Origin of the sequence: Glaciibacter superstes DSM 21135 (genome assembly GCF_000421145.1) — a bacterium.
In the GTDB taxonomy this organism is placed as follows: domain Bacteria; phylum Actinomycetota; class Actinomycetes; order Actinomycetales; family Microbacteriaceae; genus Cryobacterium; species Cryobacterium superstes.
The window spans coordinates 87,418-104,462 of sequence record NZ_ATWH01000013.1; the positions used below are offsets into that span (position 1 = coordinate 87,418).

The following is a 17,045-nucleotide window of genomic DNA, read 5'->3' on the forward strand; positions in this document are numbered from 1 at the left end:
AAGGAACACGATATGCGCACTCGGAAGAGTACATATCTTGTGACGGCCGTCGTCGCTGTCGCCGCCATGGCGCTCACCGGTTGCACGGCACCGAATACCGCGAGCACCCCGGCGCCGGCGGCAACCAATGCCAGCGACGTGCCTGACAAGCCGTCCGCGCCGGTGACCCTGAACATCCTCGACGTCGCGGGCAACCAGAAGCTCACTGGCCCGATGGTCGACGAGTTCATCAAGGAGAACCCTGACGTCATTTCTGCGGTGACCTGGGAGAGCGCAGGCGCTCCAGACGTCGTCGGCACGATCAAGCCGCAGGTCGACAGCGGAAGCCTGTCGGTCGACATGGTCATGACCGGAACCGACGGGCTGTCTGCCGGCATCGCACAGGATCTCTGGATCCCGCTGGTGACCGACTACGGTGACCGGGTCTCCAACCAGGAGAACTACATCGAGCCGGCTGCAGCGATGCAGGAGCTCGCAGAGGACTTCGGTGTCGTCACGACGTACTACCCGTCGGGTCCGCTGCTGCAATACAACCCAGACGTGGTGACGGATGTCCCGTCCACGCCCGAAGAACTGCTCGCCTGGGCGCAGGCGAACCCCGGCAAGTTCGGCTACGCCCGTCCGGCGAACTCGGGCCCTGGCCGCACGTTCCTGCAGGGCCTGCCGTACATCCTCGGTGATGAGGACCCGTCTGACCCGGAGAACGGCTGGGACAAGACCTGGGCCTACCTCAAGGAGCTCGGCGCGACGATCGACAACTACCCGACAGGTACCGGCCAGGTCATCACCAACATGGCAGACGGCACCTGGGCGCTGATCCCCACCACCACCGGCTGGGACATCGAGCCCAGGGCGACGGCCAAGGAGCCGGCGACCATCGAGGCCGCACCGTTCGACGACTTCACCTGGGTGACGGATGCCCACTATGCGGTCGTCCCGAAGGGCCAGTCGGCAGACAAGATGTCGGCGATCCTGCTGCTGTTGCAGTACATCCTGACGCCTGATGTCAACGCGATGGCATACGACAGCGGCTACTTCTACCCCGGCCCGGCCATCGAGGGCGCAACGCTCGACAAGGCGCCACAGGCCAGCCAGGACCTCCTGAAGGAGTTCGGCCGTGACTGGTACGACGACCTGATCGAGGAGAAGCCGAAGGCGACCCCACTCGTACCGGATCAGCTGGTCAAGGCATTCGATATCTGGGACCGCGAGATCGGCACCGGAAAGTTTGAGGAGCAGTAGAACATGTCCCTGTCGGCTAATGCATTCGAGTCCCTCGAGCTGAAGAACGTTGGACGCAGTTTCGGTGGTCGCGACGCGTTGGTCGACCTCAACCTGACGATCCGGGCGGGCGAGTTCATCGCCCTGCTCGGACCGTCGGGTTGCGGAAAGTCCACGGCGTTGAACTGCCTCGCCGGGCTCCTTCCGCTCACCCATGGCGAGATCCTGATCGACGGTAAGCGCATTGACGTGCTGCCGAGTGAGAAGCGCGATTTCGGCATGGTGTTCCAGAACTATGCGTTGTTCCCTCACCTGTCTGTGGAGAAGAACATCGCGTTCGGCCTGCAGATGCGGGGCCTGCCGAAGGCCGAGATCACCCGGCGCGTGGCAGAGGGCCTGGCGCTGGTGAAGCTGGAGGAGCACGCGAAGAAGCTTCCAGGCCAGCTCTCCGGCGGCCAGCAGCAGCGGGTCGCAATCGCGCGCGCAGTTGTCCTCGAGCCACGCCTGGTGCTGATGGACGAGCCGTTGTCGAACCTCGACGCCAAGCTCCGGCTGGAGATGCGAACGGAGATCCGTCGCCTGCACCAGTCGCTCGGTCTCACGACCGTGTACGTCACCCACGACCAGGAGGAGGCGCTCTCCCTGGCCGACCGACTGGTTGTGCTCCGTGACGGCCGGGTGCAGCAGATCGGTACCCCTGAGGAGCTGCACGACCACCCCGCGAACTGGCACGTCGCCGACTTCATGGGGTATCGCAACCTCATCGACCTGAGGGTCGAATCGGTCACCGGTGACCTGGCCAGGGTCTCAGGGCCCGACCTGTCGCTGACGGCACGCCTGGTTCAGGATGCGGCGGTGGGCGATGACATCCGTGTCGCCATTCGACCGTCTGACCTTTTGGTGGCGCGCCCCGGCGCTTCGACCGATGGTCTGAACGTCATCGAGGCGGTCGTGAACGTGGTCGAGTACCAGGGGAGGGAGTTTGCGGTCGGAGTCACCACCACCGGTGGCCAGAACCTGTTCGTGCACGCCGAAACTGCGCCGACCGCAGGCGCAACCGTCACCCTGACCGTCGACCCGGCTCGTGCATTGATCTACCGCAGCAGCCTCGACATCGTCAGTGCAGAGCAGCAGGAATTGGCCGAGGTGCGGGGATGACATCCGCCACTAGTACGGCCTCGAGGTCGAAGAGCTCTGCGAGCCTGCGGCACCGGCTGGCGGAGCGCGGTGTCGACACCAAGCTGTGGCTGCTCGTGCCGGCCGTGGTGTTCGCCCTCCTGCTGTTCGTCTACCCGTTCGCCTACGGCATCGGTTTGACGTTCCAGCCGCTGGCCGGAACCCAGGAGAAGTGGGGCGGTGGATTCTTCGCGAACTACATCGCCTTCTTCAAGGATGCGTTCGTGTTCGACTCCGTCTGGCTGACCATGCGCCTGGCCCTGCCTGCCGCACTCTTCAACGTGATCGTCTCCATTCCGATCGCGTTCAAGCTGCGCGGCAAGTTCCGCGGCAAGCGGTTCATGCAGACCCTCCTGGTGCTGCCGATCACACTCGGTACCGTGCTCACTGCCCAGGGCTTGCTGATCTTCGCCGGCCGGCAGGGGTGGCTCAACCGTTTCCTGATGGAAACCGGCATCATCTCTGAGCCGCTGCAACTGGTGAACAATTATCTCGGCGTGTTCTTCTCGCTCGTGATTTCCGGGTTCCCCTTCGCCTACCTGCTGATCTCCTCGTACCTCTCTGGGATCGACCCGTCGCTGGAAGCGGCCGCGAAGACCCTCGGGGCGAACTGGAAACAGCGTTTCCGGCGGGTGACACTGCCGCTTCTGGCACCTGGCCTCGCGACGACGTTCATTCTCACTTTCGTGCTCGCGTTCAGCGTTTTCCCGTCGGCAAGACTTGTCGGTGACGCCTCAGGCGACACCCGCGTGCTGGCGTTGATGGCCTACCGGGCCTTCTCGGAGCAACTCGACTACAGCATGGCCTCGACGATCGCAATCATGATGGGCGTCGTAGAGCTCATCGTCATCGGAATCGTGTTCCTCGGCCGCTCATTCCTCTATAAGGGTTCAACGGGAGGGAAGGGCTGATGTCCAACTCCACACTCAAATCCACCAGGCCGGGGCGGAACGCGCCACCGACTGAGATCGTCAACATCCGCAACCGCAACAAGAGCAGCCTGGCACCGGGGGAGAAGTCCCTCGTTGCCTCACCGGGCACCTGGTTCGTCTGGTTCGGCGTCGCGGCGTTCTTCATCTTCTTGTTCGGGATCGTCATCAGCGTGCTCGTCGACTCGTTCGGCAAGCCCTGGTTCGACACCTGGCTGCCGGAGAACTTCACTCTGGGCTGGTACCAGGAGGCCTGGAACCGGTTCGACCTCAGCCACATCATCGGCGTCACCCTGCTGGTCGCCTTCGCGGTGATCGTGGTGTCCGTTGTGATCGGCGTACCGGCTTCGTATGTCCTGGCTCGCAGCCGCTTCCCCGGCAAGAACCTGGTCATGCTGTTGTTCCTGCTGCCGATTCTGATCCCGCCGATCACCTTCGGCATCCCGCTGGCAACCGTGATGTACAACTTCGGCCTGGGGCGAACAGTCCTGGCCGTCATCCTGGTCAACCTGGTTCCGTCCGTGCCGTTCGTGATCATCACGATGACGCCCTTCATCGAACAGATCAACCCGTCCATCGAGAACGCGGCACGCATGTGCGGTGCCAACATGTGGCAGGTGTTCACGAAGGTGCTCGCACCGCTCCTGGTGCCCGGCATCCTCGCCGCGAGCATCCTGGTGCTGGTGCGAACGGTCGGCATGTTCGACCTGACCTTCCTCGTGTCAGGGCCGACATCCGACACCCTGGTGGTCGCCATCTACCGGGCGATGACCAGTGCCGGTGGCGGTGAAGCCAGGCAGCTGATCTCCTCGATGGGCGTGATCTACACCGCCATGATGCTCGTCATCCTGATCATCGCGCTGCGCTTCATCAACCCCACACAGCTCGTCGCCCAGGTCAAGGAGTCGCGTGAAGACTGAGTCCGCCCAAGCTGTCGGCCGCCTCTCGCTCGGTTCCCTCCCTGCCATCACCGTTTCATCCGTCTCGTTACCCAGGGTCGATCCGGCTGCCGTGCACATCGGAATCGTGCACTTCGGAATCGGCGCCTTCCATCGAGCTCACCAGGCGGTCTTCACCGAGGATGCCGCCGCGGCGACAGGGGAGAACCACTGGGGAATCCTCGGGGTCACCGGCCGAACGGCCGGCGTTGCCAAACAACTCCTTCCACAGGACTGCCTTTACGGGGTGCTGATCAAGGGTGCGTCGGAGACCGAACTGCGCCTCATCGGTTCGGTGCGGGATGTCGCTTGGCCGGGTGAGGACTCGGAGAAGGTCGCCGAGGCACTGGCCAGCCCCCACGTGCACCTCGCGACCCTCACGATCACCGAGAAAGGGTATCTCCGCGCACCGGACGGATCCATCGACCTCACCCTTCCGGCCGTGCAGCATGACCTCGACCTGATCGGGCGTGAGCTGGCAGATGAACCTGAACTGCCGGCATCCCGGACCCCGATCGGTCTGTTGGTGCGCGGGCTAGCCAGGCGCCAGCGCCATGGCGGCGAGCCGTTCAGCGTCGTGTCCTGCGATAATCTCGTCGAGAACGGTGAGATCACCGGGCGATTGGTCTCCTCGCTGGTCGACGCCCTCGAGCCCGGCACCGCTCAGCGCGAGCTGACGGCGTGGCTCGCAGCATCCGTCACCTTCCCGTCGACGATGGTCGACCGCATCGCGCCGGCCACGACGGATGCCGACAGGGCAGAGGCCCTGGCGCTGCTGGGGCTGCGCGACGAGGCGCTTGTCGTTGCCGAACCGTTCGCCCAGTGGGTGATCGAAGACAATTTCGCCGGTCCAAGACCGGCGTGGGAGCGGGCGGGGGCGATCCTCGCCGACGATGTCGCCCCATACGAGCGAGTGAAGCTTCGTGTCCTCAACGCGACCCACTCGCTGCTGGCCTGGCTCGGCGCGTTGTCCGGCTATCGGACGATAGCCGAGGCCGTCGCTGACGAGCAGCTGCGCTCCGTTGCGATGCGCGTGATCGACGAAGACATCCTGCCGACGCTGACGGCGCCGGATGGCATCGACCTCGAGGAGTATCGCGACAGTGTCCTCGAGCGATTTGCCAACCCGAACCTCGCGCACACGACGGCGCAGGTGGCGATGGACGGCTCGCAGAAGCTGCCGAACCGTCTGCTCGGAACCGTCGCAGACCGTCTGGGCGCCGGGGTGGTTCCCCAGGGGCTTGCACTGGTGCTCGCAGCGTGGATCGCGTATGTCGCCTCCAGCATGCGAGAGGGAGCGCCGGTCCTCGACGATCCCGCCGCTGACCGGCTGCACGCCGCTGTGGGAACCGCCGACGCCGTGATCGACGATCCCGGAGGCGTCATCGACAGGGTGTTCGCGCTGGGCGACATCTTCCCTGCCGCCATTGCCGGCTCAGAGCCATTCCGCTCGGCAGTCCGGGAGCAGCTTGCCACCGTGCGTGAACTCGTCGCCGCGTCCGCGCGCTGAGCGCCGCTTGCCGGCCCCGACCCCACAAGCCCGCTCCAAACCCCTCACACACGACCAGCCCTATCCCCGGATTCGGTTAATTGCGCGACACGCCGCGGGATCAGCGGCGAAACACCCGGAATCGCCCGAGTTTCCGAATCGCGGGACAGGGAGGGCCTGGGCTCAGGGAAGGCTTGGACTCAGGCTGCGGGGGAGCCGTGCTCCCAGATCGAGCTCATCTCATCGAACGCACGCTGCATGATTCCGAGCATGGAAGCGTGGGCATCGTCTGCGTTGCCGCGCTGGATGGCACTGGCGACATCGACATGGCTCTGCAGCGCTTCGTCGTGCGGATGCCGCGGCATCAGCCCGTAGTGCGTGCGGCCGGTGAGCACTTCAGCGACCAGGGTGTTGAGCTTGGCGAACATCTCGTTGCCAGAACTCGAGAGCACCAGGCGGTGGAACTCAATGTCGAGCACCAGGAAGCCCTCGGCATCGTTCGCTTGTCCTGCCGCCCACAGTTTGCCGGCGAGCCCCATCAGCTCGCTCGCATTCGCGAGTGGCGCGCGGATGGCCGCAAGCCTGGCCGCTTCCGGCTCGATGGCCGTGCGCAGTTCGGTGAGGGAACGCAACTGGGCGATACGGCCGGGGGAGGCGAGCCGCCAGCGGATCACCTGCGGGTCGTACAGGTTCCACTCACTGGCCGCGAGAACCTGCACACCGACCCGTCGCCGTGACGCGACCATCCCCATGGAGGCGAGCACCCGGATTGCTTCACGCACGACGGAGCGGGAGACGCCGTAGCGCTCCTCGAGTTCCTCAATGCGCATCACGGATCCGCTCGCCAGTTCTCCGGCGCAGATTGCCAGGCCGATGAGGTCGAGAACCTGTGCGTGCAGCCCGGTGAGGACGGCACTGCCGTCGTCGAGCGGTATCGATCCCTCCGGCACCAGTGCGCTCTCCGTCATGAGATAGATCATATCGTTACCTAGAAAGGGTTGAATACGTATGATTTATTAAGTAACGTCTTGCTTTGAGACAGATGTAAAGATGCGTCGTTGGGGCGTGCGTGGTCACAGCGCGGGCCCAAGAGATTGGAGACACAGTGAAGCGTCATTCAGTTGTGCGGACCGTTGCCATTGCGGCGGCAGCATTCCTCGCCACGGGGGCTTTGGCCTCCTGCAGTGCCGGAGACGGCGACGGCGGCGACGGAGCAGACGGAGGCTCGAAGACCCTCAGCGTCACCCTGGTCAACCACGTGTGGACCGACATCATCAAGGAGAAGATCCCGGAATTCGAAGAGGAGACCGGGATCAAAGTCGAACTGAGCCAGTACGGTGAAGACCAGCTCTCCGACCAGTACAACGTGAAGCTGAACGCCGGTACCAGCGAACTCGACGTCATGATGTATCGACCGCTGCAGGAAGGCAAGCAGTTCGCCAAGAACGGATACTTCGCCGATCTCACTGAAGACGTCGAATCCGACAAGGACTGGGACTGGGCCGACTTCCAGAAGGGCCCGGTCGGCTCGACCACCTACGAGGATCAGGTGGTCGGCGTGCCGATCATCACCGAGCAGGAAGTGCTCTACTACCGCAAGGACCTGCTTGAGGCGGCGGGCCTCGAGGTTCCGAAGACCATGGACGAGCTCGAAGCGGCGGCCAAGACGATCAAGGAGGCGAACCCGGGTATTGCCGGATTCGTCGCCCGCACCGGAAAGTCGGCAGCGGTCACACAATTCTCCAGCTTCCTGTTCAGCTTCGGCGGGGACTTCATCGACGAAGACGGCAATGCGGCGGTCAACAGTGACGCGGCCAAAGAGGCCTACGCCTTCTACGGCGGCCTGATCCACAACTACGGACCGGAGAATGTCAGCACCGACATGAGCTGGGCCGAGGCTATGGCCATCTTCACGCAGGGCAACGCGGCCTTCTACACCGAGGCCGACAGCCTGTACAAGAACGCCACAGACCCGGCCAACTCGAAGGTCGCCGACACCGTCGGCTTCGCACCGATTCCGGCAGGATCCGACGGTTCGAAGGCCTACAACGTGCCGTCGTGGGCGTTGGGCATCAACGAGGCGTCTGAGAACAAGGACGCCGCCTGGCAGTTCATCCAGTGGGCGACCAGCCAGGACATGACCCTGGAGATCCAGCAGGCCGGCGTTCCGGGTGCCCGTACCTCGGTCTGGAAGGACCCGGCCGGTGTCGAGACCTACCCCGCCGACCTGGCCGAGGCCATCGCCATCAGCACCGAGAACGGGATCGGGCATGACCGTCCGCTCGTCATCAAGGTGCCGGAGGCACGCGAGATCGTCGGTGACCCGATCGTGGTTGCGATCACCGGTGGTGACTCAGACGCGGCCGCCGACAAGGCGAACGAAGCGTTCCAGGAACTGCTGGACGACGAGAAGTAGTCGAAAACGGATGATCGGCACCTGCCGCGCCCGCGGGCGGTGCCGGTCATCCGTTGCCCGTGCCATCCGTTCCATGCCCGTACCCATTGCGAGGTGAATGATGACCGTTCCGGTCACCGCTGAGTCCACCGGAAAACCGGCTGCCCCATCGGGCTGGACGCCCCAGAAACCCACACCGTGGGCCTCCTTCTCGAACTGGGCGAACCGCCATCGCAAGTGGGTGTTCGCCTCGCCGGCGATGATCTTCGTCGCCCTGCTGATCGCCGTTCCCATCGTCTGGACGATTTACCTCAGCCTCACCGACAGCGAAGGGTCGGTTCGCGCCAAGGCTGAGTTCATCGGCTTCGAGAACTACCTCGAGGTGCTCGGTGACACCGAGCGCTTCTGGCCGGCCGTCTGGCGCACCTTCTACTTCACCGGCGGCGCGCTCGCAGCAGAACTGGTGCTCGGTATGGCGATAGCGCTGCTGCTCTGGCGCCCGTTCAAGGGCGAGAAATGGGTGCGCGTCGCCATCCTGCTCCCGCTGGTGGCAACACCGGTCGCAGTCGGAATGATGTGGCGGCTGATCTTCGACCCGAACATCGGCTTCGCCAACCAGGTCCTGAACTGGCTCGGCCTGCCCTCGCAGCCGTGGTTGTCGGGAGAGCACACCGCGCTTCCGACCCTGATCTTCGTGGACGTCTGGCAATGGACGCCGATGATCGTGTTGATCCTGCTCGCCGGCCTGACGTCGCTCTCCGACGAACCTGACGAAGCGGCACGCATCGACGGAGCCAACTCCTGGCAGCGGTTCTGGTTCGTCACGCTTCCGCTGCTTCGAGCGACCGTGATCGTCGCCATCGTGCTGCGCGGCATTGACGCGCTCAAAACGTTCGACATCCTGTATGCCACGAAGGGGAAGGGAGGCGGCTCATTCCACGAGGTCGAGACGCTGAACGTCTACGCGTACGGGCTCAGCTTCGACTACAACGACTACGGCATAGCCTCAACCGTGCTCATCCTGTTCTTCCTCCTCATCATCGCTCTGATGTGGATCGTGACCTTCCGCAGAAAGGGGGACCGGTCATGACCGACACCCTGACTCGCCCCGCTTCCCCCGCCGTGCCGGTGCGCAGCTCGCGGCGCCGGAAGCCACGCGCCTACCAGATCTTCCGCGTGGTCATCCTGACCGTGGTCGTGCTGTTGTTCATCGCGCCGCTGGCCTGGATGCTGATCGCTTCGCTCAAGACGAACGTCGACATCTACGACGCGAGCAAGACGTTCCTGTTCACACCGACGCTCGAGAACTACGACAACGTGCTCAGCCGGAACAACTACTTCGAGTTCATCTTCAACAGCTTCTGGGTGGCGTTCTGCGCCACGGTGCTGTCGATGATCCTCGGTGTTCCCGCCGCATACGCCATGAGCAGGTTCACGATGCACCGCTCGGCACTCGTCGTTCTGATGGCGCGGATCATCCCGGGCGTCAGTCTGCTGGTGCCGTGGTACTTCATCTTCGCGAACCTGCGGCTGGTCGGTGGGTACGAGGTGCTGATCCTCTCGCACATGTTCGTGTCGTTGCCGCTGATCGTCTACATCATGATGAGTTTCTTCGACTCGATGCCGCTCGAGTTGGAGGAGCAGGCGCAGGTGGACGGACTCACGCCCATCGGTGCATTCAGGCGGATCACCCTGCCGCTCTCTATTGCCGGGCTGGCGACCTCCGGCATCCTGTCGTTCATCTTCTCGTGGAACAACTTCATGTTCGCTCTGGTGCTGTCCGGGGCCAATACCAAGACTCTGCCGGTCGCCATCTTCAATTTCGTTTCCTATGCGAGCATCGACTGGGGCAGCCTGATGGCCGCCGCCGTTGTTGTCACCGTCCCGATCATGGTGATTGCCCTCTTCACCCAGAAGTACATCGTGTCCGGTCTCACCGCCGGCGCGACGAAAGGCTAGTCCATGGCAGAGCAGTCCCTCCCGCCGATCATCGTCATGGGCGTGTCCGGTTCCGGCAAGACCACGATCGGGGTCCTCCTCGCCCGGCGCCTCGGCGTGCGGTTCGTTGACGGCGATGACCTCCACTCCGCTCGGAACAAGGAATGGATGGGGTCAGGGCACGCGCTCTCGGACGAGCTGCGGCAGCCCTGGCTTCACGCTGTCGGTGCCGTGTTGGAGGGAGCGGACGGCGGCGTGGTCGTCGCCTGCTCCGCTCTGAAACGCGCCTACCGCGACCTGCTGCGCGAGCACGCACCAGACCTCGTGACGGTATTTGCACAAGGCGGTCAAGAACTCATCCACGAACGGATGCTGCAGAGAGATCACGAGTACATGCCGGCGTCGCTGCTGCAGACGCAGTTCGACGACCTCGAGGAGCCCACTGCGGACGAAGCGGCCATCACGGTCGACATCGGCGAGACCCCAGAGCAGATCGTGCACCGCGTCATCGAAAGCCTGAACAGATGACTGCCGTGACCGTCACCAGGGTAGAGACGTTTCTCGTCGCACCGCGGTGGCTGTTCGTGCGAATCGAGACCAGCGACGGTGTGGTCGGGTGGGGTGAGGCGAGCCTGGAAGGACATTCGGACGCCGTGCGCACCGTTGTCGACCAGTTCGCCGAGTACCTGGTCGGCAGTGATCCAGCGCGCATCGAAGACACCTGGCAGGTACTGACCAAGAGCGGTTTCTACCGCGGCGGCGCCGTTTTTGCCAGTGCGGTCTCCGGCGTCGACCAGGCGCTCTGGGACATCAGGGGCAAGTCCCTCGGGGTACCAGTGCACGAGCTGCTCGGCGGGGCCGTGCGCGACCGCATCCGCGTGTACGGGTGGATCGGCGGCGATGAACCGAACGACGTGGCCGCCGCTGCGGCTGCGCAGATCGAAGCCGGCCTCACCGCGGTGAAGATGAACGCGTCGGGGAAGATGGGCCGCATCGGTTCCATCTCGGAGATAGACGGGGTACTCGAACGGGTGAGCGCGGTGCGCGAGGTGCTCGGAGCAGATCGCGACGTCGCCGTGGACTTCCACGGGCGATTCACTCTCGCCAATGCCCGGCGCATCGCTCCACTGCTTGAACCGCTTCGCCCCTTCTTCATCGAAGAACCAGTCGTTCCGGAGAACTCGCACCTGATCGGCCAGCTGGTACAGGGGACATCCGTGCCCATCGCCACCGGGGAACGCCTCTACAATCGTCAGGAATTCCTGCCCGTGTTGCAGGCCGGCATCGCGGTCGCGCAACCCGACCTCGCTCACGCGGGCGGTATCTCAGAGGTACGCCGCATCGCCGCCCTCGCCGACACGTTCGACGTGCAGCTGGCACCGCACTGCCCGCTCGGTCCGCTGGCACTGGCCGCCTGCCTGCAGGTCGGCTTCGGTACGCCGAACTACCTGATTCAGGAGCAGAGCATCGGCATCCACTACAACCGGGGCGCTGAGGTTCTGGACTACGTGCTCGATGCGGCGCCGCTCGACTTCGCCAGTGGCAGCATCGAGCGACTCACCGGCCCCGGCCTCGGCATCGAGATAGACGAAGCGGCCGTGCGGGCAGCGGATGCGCGCGGAAGCTCCTGGCGCTCACCGATCTGGCGTCACGCAGACGGTTCCCTCGCGGAATGGTGACCTTCGCCGGCCCCGCGTGTCGAAACCGTGGGGCGTCGGATGCTAAACTCACAAGCTGAACTTCGGCGAGGGATTCCGCGCTTCATCCGGCATCCGTTATCGACGCGGCGAAAAGACTTCGGCTTTTCCTCACGCTGACATGCGTTCGAGTTGAACCAGTACACCCCCTGCGGGCATTCCCGCGGAACGAGACCTGGACCCGAGCGGTCCGCAAGGAGAAGAATCATGGCTGACAACAACAAGGTCGCCGCAGAACTGCGCGAGAAATTCGGCAAGGGTTTCGCCCGTCGACTGCGCGCTGACGGCAAGATCCCGGCCGTCATCTACGGTCACGGCGCAGAGCCGCTGCACGTCGCCCTCCCCGCACACCGCGTCGGCCTGCTGCTGCGCAAGGCGAACGCCATCCTCGAGCTCGACCTCGACGGCACCACCCACCTGACCCTGGTCAAGGACGTGCAGAAGGACCCCGTTCGTCAGATCATCGAGCACCTCGACCTCATCGTCGTCCGCAAGGGTGAAAAGGTCGAGGTCGAGGTTCCCGTGCACCTCGAGGGCGAGACGTACCCCGGAACCATTGCGATGCTCGACCTCAACAACCTCAGGCTCCAGGCCGAGGCGACCAACATTCCTGAGCGCATCGTCATCAGCGTCGAGGGACTCGAAGAGGGCACGCAGATTCACGCCAAGGATGTCGAACTCCCTTCGGGTTCTGTGCTCGTCGACGACGAAGACCTGCTCGTCGTGAACGTCATCGTTCCGTCCGCAGGGCGCGGCGAGGATGAGGAAGAGTCCGAAGCCGCCGAGGAGACGACCGAAGCCGCTCCTGCTGAGGCGGCCGAGTAGCCATTCCCTCCTGGTTCCGCCCGGCGAGGAGTATTCCCCTGGACGACAATCTCTGGCTCGTAGCCGGGCTCGGTAACCCCGGGCCCGGCTACTCCGGCAACCGGCACAATGTCGGCCAGATGGTCCTGGCTGAGCTCGCCGATCGGATGTCGGCCAACTTCAAGTCCCACAAGACCAACTCCACCGTCGCAGATGGGCGCAGTTTTCCCGGCGGCCCGAAGCTCATCCTGGCCAGGCCGAACACGTTCATGAATGTGTCAGGGGGCCCGGTCGCCGCACTTCTGCGGTTCTACTCGCTTGACGCTTCGCGCCTCATCGTCGTGCACGACGAACTCGATGTGCCGTTCGACACCATCAAGCTCAAGGCCGGTGGCGGCCACGGCGGCCACAACGGACTGCGTGACATCATCGCCGCGATCGGCACCAACGAATTCGTCCGGGTGCGGGTTGGCATCGGTCGCCCGCCTGGCCGACAGGATGCGGCTGACTACGTTCTGCGCGACTTCGGATCGAGTGAGCGTTCTGCTTTGCCGAACCTGCTTTCTGATGCGGCCGACGCGGTCGAGCTCATCGCCGCAGAGGGCCTGACCGCTGCCCAGCAGAAGTTCCACAGCCCTGCCTGACCCGCCTCGCTCCTCGCCCGGAGCTGAACCATTCGACGGAGATATCGGCCTAAGTCGGCCGAATCAGGTCGAAACCGTGGAATCTGCGCAAAATCTCCGTCGAACGGTCGACGGCGGGACGTCGAACGAGTGTCGGCGCGCAGTGCGTAGACTTACCCGGTGATTCTTCAGGGCTTGATCGGTGCGCTTTCTGGCGCCTCCACATTCCACAACGCTCTGGGCTATGCAGCCAGGGACGCCGACTTCTCCCTCACGGACGGGCTTCGTGCGCCTCTCCTGGCCGGCCTGCTGCAGCAGCGCGCCGAGCTCGGCAAGACCCAGGCGCTCTTGGTGATCACCGCAACCGGGCGCGACTCAGAGGCCGTGCGCGAAAACCTCGGCTGCTACGCCGGTGACGCCGAGATCATCGAGTTCCCCGCCTGGGAGACCCTCCCGCACGAACGGCTGAGCCCGAGCGCCGAGATCGTCGGCCGGCGACTCTTCGCCCTCCGCCGCATGCGTGAATGGGGAGAAGCGGATGCCGTCGGCCGGCATCCGCTCGTCGTCGTCGCCTCGGTGCGCGCGGCGTTGCAACCCGTCGCAGACAATCTCACCGACTTCGAGCCCATCGCCCTGGCGGCCGGCGGCCGGGGCCACGACCTCGCCCAGATCGCGCTGCAACTTGTCGATGTCGCCTACGCGCGCGTCGACATGGTCACCCGCCGTGGGGAGTTCGCCGTGCGCGGCGGAATTCTCGACGTCTTCCCGCCGGTCGCACCGCATCCGTACCGCATCGAGTTCTTCGGCGACGAGGTCGAGCAGATCCGCGCATTCTCGGTCGCTGACCAGCGTTCCCTCCCCGAGCCGATCGAGAGCGTCAGCCTGCCGCCGAGTCGCGAGCTGCTGCTCAGCCCGGAGGTGCGTCAGCGCGCCAGGGAGATGCAGCACGAGTTTCCCAGCCTGTCTGGCATGCTCGCCAAGATCGCAGAGGGCATTCCGGTCGACGGCATGGAGAGCCTGGCCCCTGCACTTGTCGACCGGCTCGTACCGGTGACGAACTACCTGCCGGAGGGGGCGGCCATCGCCGTCATCTCGCCCGAGCGAGTCGCCTCGCGTGCGATCAGCCTGGGCGAGACCAACCGTGAGTTCCTCTCTGCCGCCTGGAACGCGGCGACCGCCGGCGCGGAGGCACCGATCGACCTGGAATCGGGGGAGTTCCTCACCCTCGGCGCCCTGCGCGATTCCGTTCAGTTCAGTAAACCCGGCGAACCGGCGAGCGAGAATGTCTGGTGGACGCTGAGCTCCTTCCAGGCAGCGCCGACCGATGAGCAGGCGCTGGTTGAACCGGTGTTGCCCGAGCACCGCGAAATGGACGACCTGCTCACGGTTCGCATCGAAGCGGAGGCCGTCCCGAGTTTTCAGGGGAACGTGGAGGGGGCCGTCGGCCACCTGGCCGCTCGCCTGAAAGACGGCTGGCACGTCGGTATTGTCGCCCAGGGCGCCGGACTCGTCGAACGTGCCGCAGACGTGCTCGCCGAGCACGAACTTCCGGCGCGGATCGTCGACGAATTTCCTGCAGAACCGGAGGCCGGCATCGCGTACCTGCTGAAGGCATCCGTCGACAACGGTTTTGAAGTGCCGTCGACCAAACTCAGCCTGATCAGCGAGTCGGAGTTCTACGGCCGTACCGTCGGCTACGACGCCCGTCAGGTCAAGAAGCTCGCCAGCAGGCGCAAGAATGTCGTCGACCCGTTGGCCCTGAAACCGGGCGACTTCGTTGTGCACCAGACGCACGGGATCGGCAAGTTCGTCGAACTCACGCAGCGTGAGGTCTCGAGCGGCGGCCGCAATCCGGTCAAGACCAAGCGCGAGTACCTGGTGCTGGAATATGCCCCATCGAAGCGCGGCTTCCCCGGCGACAAACTCTACGTGCCGACGGACCAGCTCGACCTGCTCACGCGTTACGTCGGCGGAGAGTCGCCTTCCCTCAGCAAGATGGGCGGCAGCGACTGGTCGGCGGCGAAGAGCAAGGCCAGACGTGCGGTTCGTGACATTGCGGTCGAGCTGGTCAAGCTCTATTCGGCGAGGATGGCGAGCAGGGGGCATGCCTTCGGACCTGACACGCCCTGGCAGCGTGAATTGGAAGAGGCGTTCCCGTTCGCGGAGACCCCTGACCAGCTCACCACCATCGACGAGGTCAAGGCCGACATGGAGCGGGCGATTCCGATGGACCGGCTGCTCTCAGGAGACGTCGGCTTCGGCAAGACCGAGGTGGCCGTGCGCGCGGCATTCAAGGCGATCCAGGACGGCAAACAGGTGGCCATGCTGGTGCCGACGACCCTGCTCGTTCGCCAGCACATGGAGACGTTCCAGGAACGCTTCGCCGGGTTCCCGATCCACTTGCGCGCACTGTCGCGGTTCCAGAGCGACAAGGAAGCGAGAGAAACCATAGCCGGGCTCCTGGACGGCACGGTCGACATCGTGATCGGTACCCATCGACTGCTGTCTGACTCGATCATCTTCAAGGACATTGGCCTCGTCATCATCGATGAGGAGCAGCGGTTCGGGGTCGAGCACAAAGACCAGCTGAAGAAGCTCAAGACCAACGTCGACATCCTGGCGATGAGCGCGACGCCGATCCCGCGCACGCTGGAGATGGCGGTCACCGGTATCAGGGAGATGTCGACGCTGGCGACGCCGCCGGAGGACCGGCATCCGATTCTCACGTTCGTCGGGCCGTACTCCGAACGCCAGGTCTCAGCGGCGATCCGACGCGAACTGCTGCGCGAGGGACAGATCTTCTTCGTGCACAATCGGGTCGCGAGCATCAACCGGGTAGCGGCTCAGCTGTCCGAGCTGGTGCCGGAGGCGCGCATCGCCGTCGCACACGGTCAGCTGCCGGAGTCGGTGCTCGAGCAGGTGGTGGTCGATTTCTGGGAGCGCAAGTTCGACGTGCTCGTCACGACGACGATCATCGAGACCGGGCTCGACATCGCCAATGCGAACACCATCATCATCGACAGGGCAGACAAGTACGGTCTCAGCCAGCTTCACCAGTTGCGGGGCAGGGTCGGCCGAGGGCGCGAGCGGGCGTACGCGTACTTCCTCTACGACGAGAACAAGCCGCTCTCCGAGACGGCGCTCGACCGGCTCTCGACGATCGCCGCGAACAACGAGTTGGGCAGCGGAATGCAGGTCGCGTTGAAAGACCTGGAGATTCGCGGAGCAGGCAACCTGCTCGGCGGCGAGCAGGCCGGGCATATCGCCGGCGTCGGTTTTGACCTGTACCTGCGGATGATCGGCGAGGCCGTGTCGACGTTCAGGGGGGATGTCGCTGAGGGCCAGACCGAGCTCAGGCTGGAGTTGCCGGTCGACGCGCATATCCCGGAGGACTACGTCGACAGCGAGCGGCTGCGGCTCGAGGCCTATCAGAAGCTCTCGACGGCCAGCTCGACGAACGCGAAGGAAGACCAGATCTCGCTGGTGCTCGACGAACTTGTGGACCGGTATGGCGAACCACCGGTTGCGGTGCAGAACCTGATTGCTGTGTCACGGCTGCGCTGGCAGGCGCAGCAGGCCGGGCTCAGCGAAGTGGTGGCGATGGGATCGAACCTGAGAGTCGCGCCGGCTGACTTGGCGGATTCGATCCAGGTGCGGCTGCAGCGCATGTATCCTGGCGCCCGCTACTTCACCCAGAACGGTTCGATGACGGTGCCGATGCCGAGGCCGAACGGAGAGCCGCTCGGCGACCCGGAGCTCATCGCCTGGACCGGCGCGCTGCTCGGCGCTATTTTCCCCGCACCGAAGCCCGTGGAGTCCCCGTAGACGCTCCGCT

General features: G+C 64.5%; 15 protein-coding genes. 13 read left to right on the forward strand and 2 right to left on the reverse strand.

Annotation, left to right across the window (positions count from 1 at the left end; translation table 11 throughout):
* Nucleotides 1-12: 12 nt before the first annotated feature.
* From K323_RS0117905 to K323_RS27075, 5 genes are read left to right on the forward strand one after another with little or no spacing between them, the layout of a single operon-like run.
* Nucleotides 13-1,242, forward strand: a complete 1,230-nt coding sequence (locus K323_RS0117905; protein WP_022886637.1) for an extracellular solute-binding protein — start codon at nt 13-15, stop codon at nt 1,240-1,242.
* A gap of 3 nt (nt 1,243-1,245) precedes the next feature.
* On the forward strand, nt 1,246-2,379 hold the full coding sequence (locus K323_RS27070) for an ABC transporter ATP-binding protein (protein WP_022886638.1): 1,134 nt from the start codon (nt 1,246-1,248) through the stop codon (nt 2,377-2,379).
* The gene (locus K323_RS0117915) at nt 2,376-3,308 is read left to right on the forward strand and encodes an ABC transporter permease (RefSeq protein ID WP_022886639.1); all 933 of its coding nucleotides are present in this window, start codon (nt 2,376-2,378) and stop codon (nt 3,306-3,308) included. Before K323_RS27070 ends, K323_RS0117915 begins: the two co-directional genes overlap by 4 nt.
* Nucleotides 3,308-4,246, forward strand: a complete 939-nt coding sequence (locus tag K323_RS0117920) for an ABC transporter permease (RefSeq protein WP_022886640.1) — start codon at nt 3,308-3,310, stop codon at nt 4,244-4,246. Before K323_RS0117915 ends, K323_RS0117920 begins: the two co-directional genes overlap by 1 nt.
* A complete protein-coding gene (locus K323_RS27075) occupies nt 4,236-5,774 on the forward strand; it encodes a mannitol dehydrogenase family protein (RefSeq protein WP_022886641.1) in 1,539 nt (512 codons plus the stop codon). The genes K323_RS0117920 and K323_RS27075 overlap by 11 nt, the downstream gene beginning before the upstream one ends.
* 179 nt (nt 5,775-5,953) lie before the next feature.
* On the opposite strand, the gene K323_RS0117930 is transcribed toward K323_RS27075, so the two are convergent.
* A complete protein-coding gene (locus tag K323_RS0117930; RefSeq protein WP_084697465.1) occupies nt 5,954-6,721 on the reverse strand; it encodes a FadR/GntR family transcriptional regulator in 768 nt (255 codons plus the stop codon).
* A gap of 137 nt (nt 6,722-6,858) precedes the next feature.
* Here K323_RS0117930 and K323_RS0117935 point away from each other — a divergent pair, with 137 nt between their 5' ends.
* Nucleotides 6,859-8,169: an ABC transporter substrate-binding protein gene (locus tag K323_RS0117935; protein WP_026851803.1), complete on the forward strand. Its 1,311-nt coding sequence runs from the start codon at nt 6,859-6,861 to the stop codon at nt 8,167-8,169.
* On the opposite strand, the gene K323_RS29890 is transcribed toward K323_RS0117935, so the two are convergent.
* Nucleotides 8,107-8,442, reverse strand: a complete 336-nt coding sequence (locus tag K323_RS29890) for a hypothetical protein (protein ID WP_157509495.1) — start codon at nt 8,440-8,442, stop codon at nt 8,107-8,109. The genes K323_RS0117935 and K323_RS29890 overlap by 63 nt on opposite strands.
* On the opposite strand from K323_RS29890, the gene K323_RS0117940 reads away from it, so the two are divergent.
* The 7 genes from K323_RS0117940 (at nt 8,408) to mfd (ending at nt 17,035) form a co-directional block, all read left to right on the forward strand.
* Nucleotides 8,408-9,238 (forward strand): carbohydrate ABC transporter permease, encoded by an 831-nt coding sequence (locus K323_RS0117940; RefSeq protein ID WP_157509496.1) that lies wholly within the window; start codon nt 8,408-8,410, stop codon nt 9,236-9,238. The two genes, K323_RS29890 and K323_RS0117940, sit on opposite strands and share 35 nt — an antisense overlap.
* A complete protein-coding gene (locus K323_RS0117945; RefSeq protein ID WP_022886645.1) occupies nt 9,235-10,107 on the forward strand; it encodes a carbohydrate ABC transporter permease in 873 nt (290 codons plus the stop codon). Before K323_RS0117940 ends, K323_RS0117945 begins: the two co-directional genes overlap by 4 nt.
* A gap of 3 nt (nt 10,108-10,110) precedes the next feature.
* Entirely contained in the window at nt 10,111-10,614 is a 504-nt protein-coding gene (locus K323_RS0117950) for a gluconokinase (RefSeq protein WP_022886646.1), read from the forward strand.
* A complete protein-coding gene (gene dgoD / locus K323_RS0117955; protein ID WP_022886647.1) occupies nt 10,611-11,765 on the forward strand; it encodes a galactonate dehydratase in 1,155 nt (384 codons plus the stop codon). The genes K323_RS0117950 and dgoD overlap by 4 nt, the downstream gene beginning before the upstream one ends.
* A 225-nt stretch (nt 11,766-11,990) precedes the next feature.
* Nucleotides 11,991-12,608, forward strand: a complete 618-nt coding sequence (locus K323_RS0117960) for a 50S ribosomal protein L25/general stress protein Ctc (RefSeq protein WP_022886648.1) — start codon at nt 11,991-11,993, stop codon at nt 12,606-12,608.
* 38 nt (nt 12,609-12,646) lie between these two features.
* Nucleotides 12,647-13,231, forward strand: a complete 585-nt coding sequence (gene pth, locus K323_RS0117965; protein WP_026851805.1) for an aminoacyl-tRNA hydrolase — start codon at nt 12,647-12,649, stop codon at nt 13,229-13,231.
* A 159-nt stretch (nt 13,232-13,390) separates the two neighbouring features.
* Nucleotides 13,391-17,035 carry a transcription-repair coupling factor gene (gene mfd / locus K323_RS0117970; RefSeq protein WP_022886650.1) on the forward strand — a complete coding sequence of 1,215 codons (3,645 nt, stop codon included), beginning with the start codon at nt 13,391-13,393 and terminating at the stop codon, nt 17,033-17,035.
* Nucleotides 17,036-17,045 lie beyond the last annotated feature (10 nt).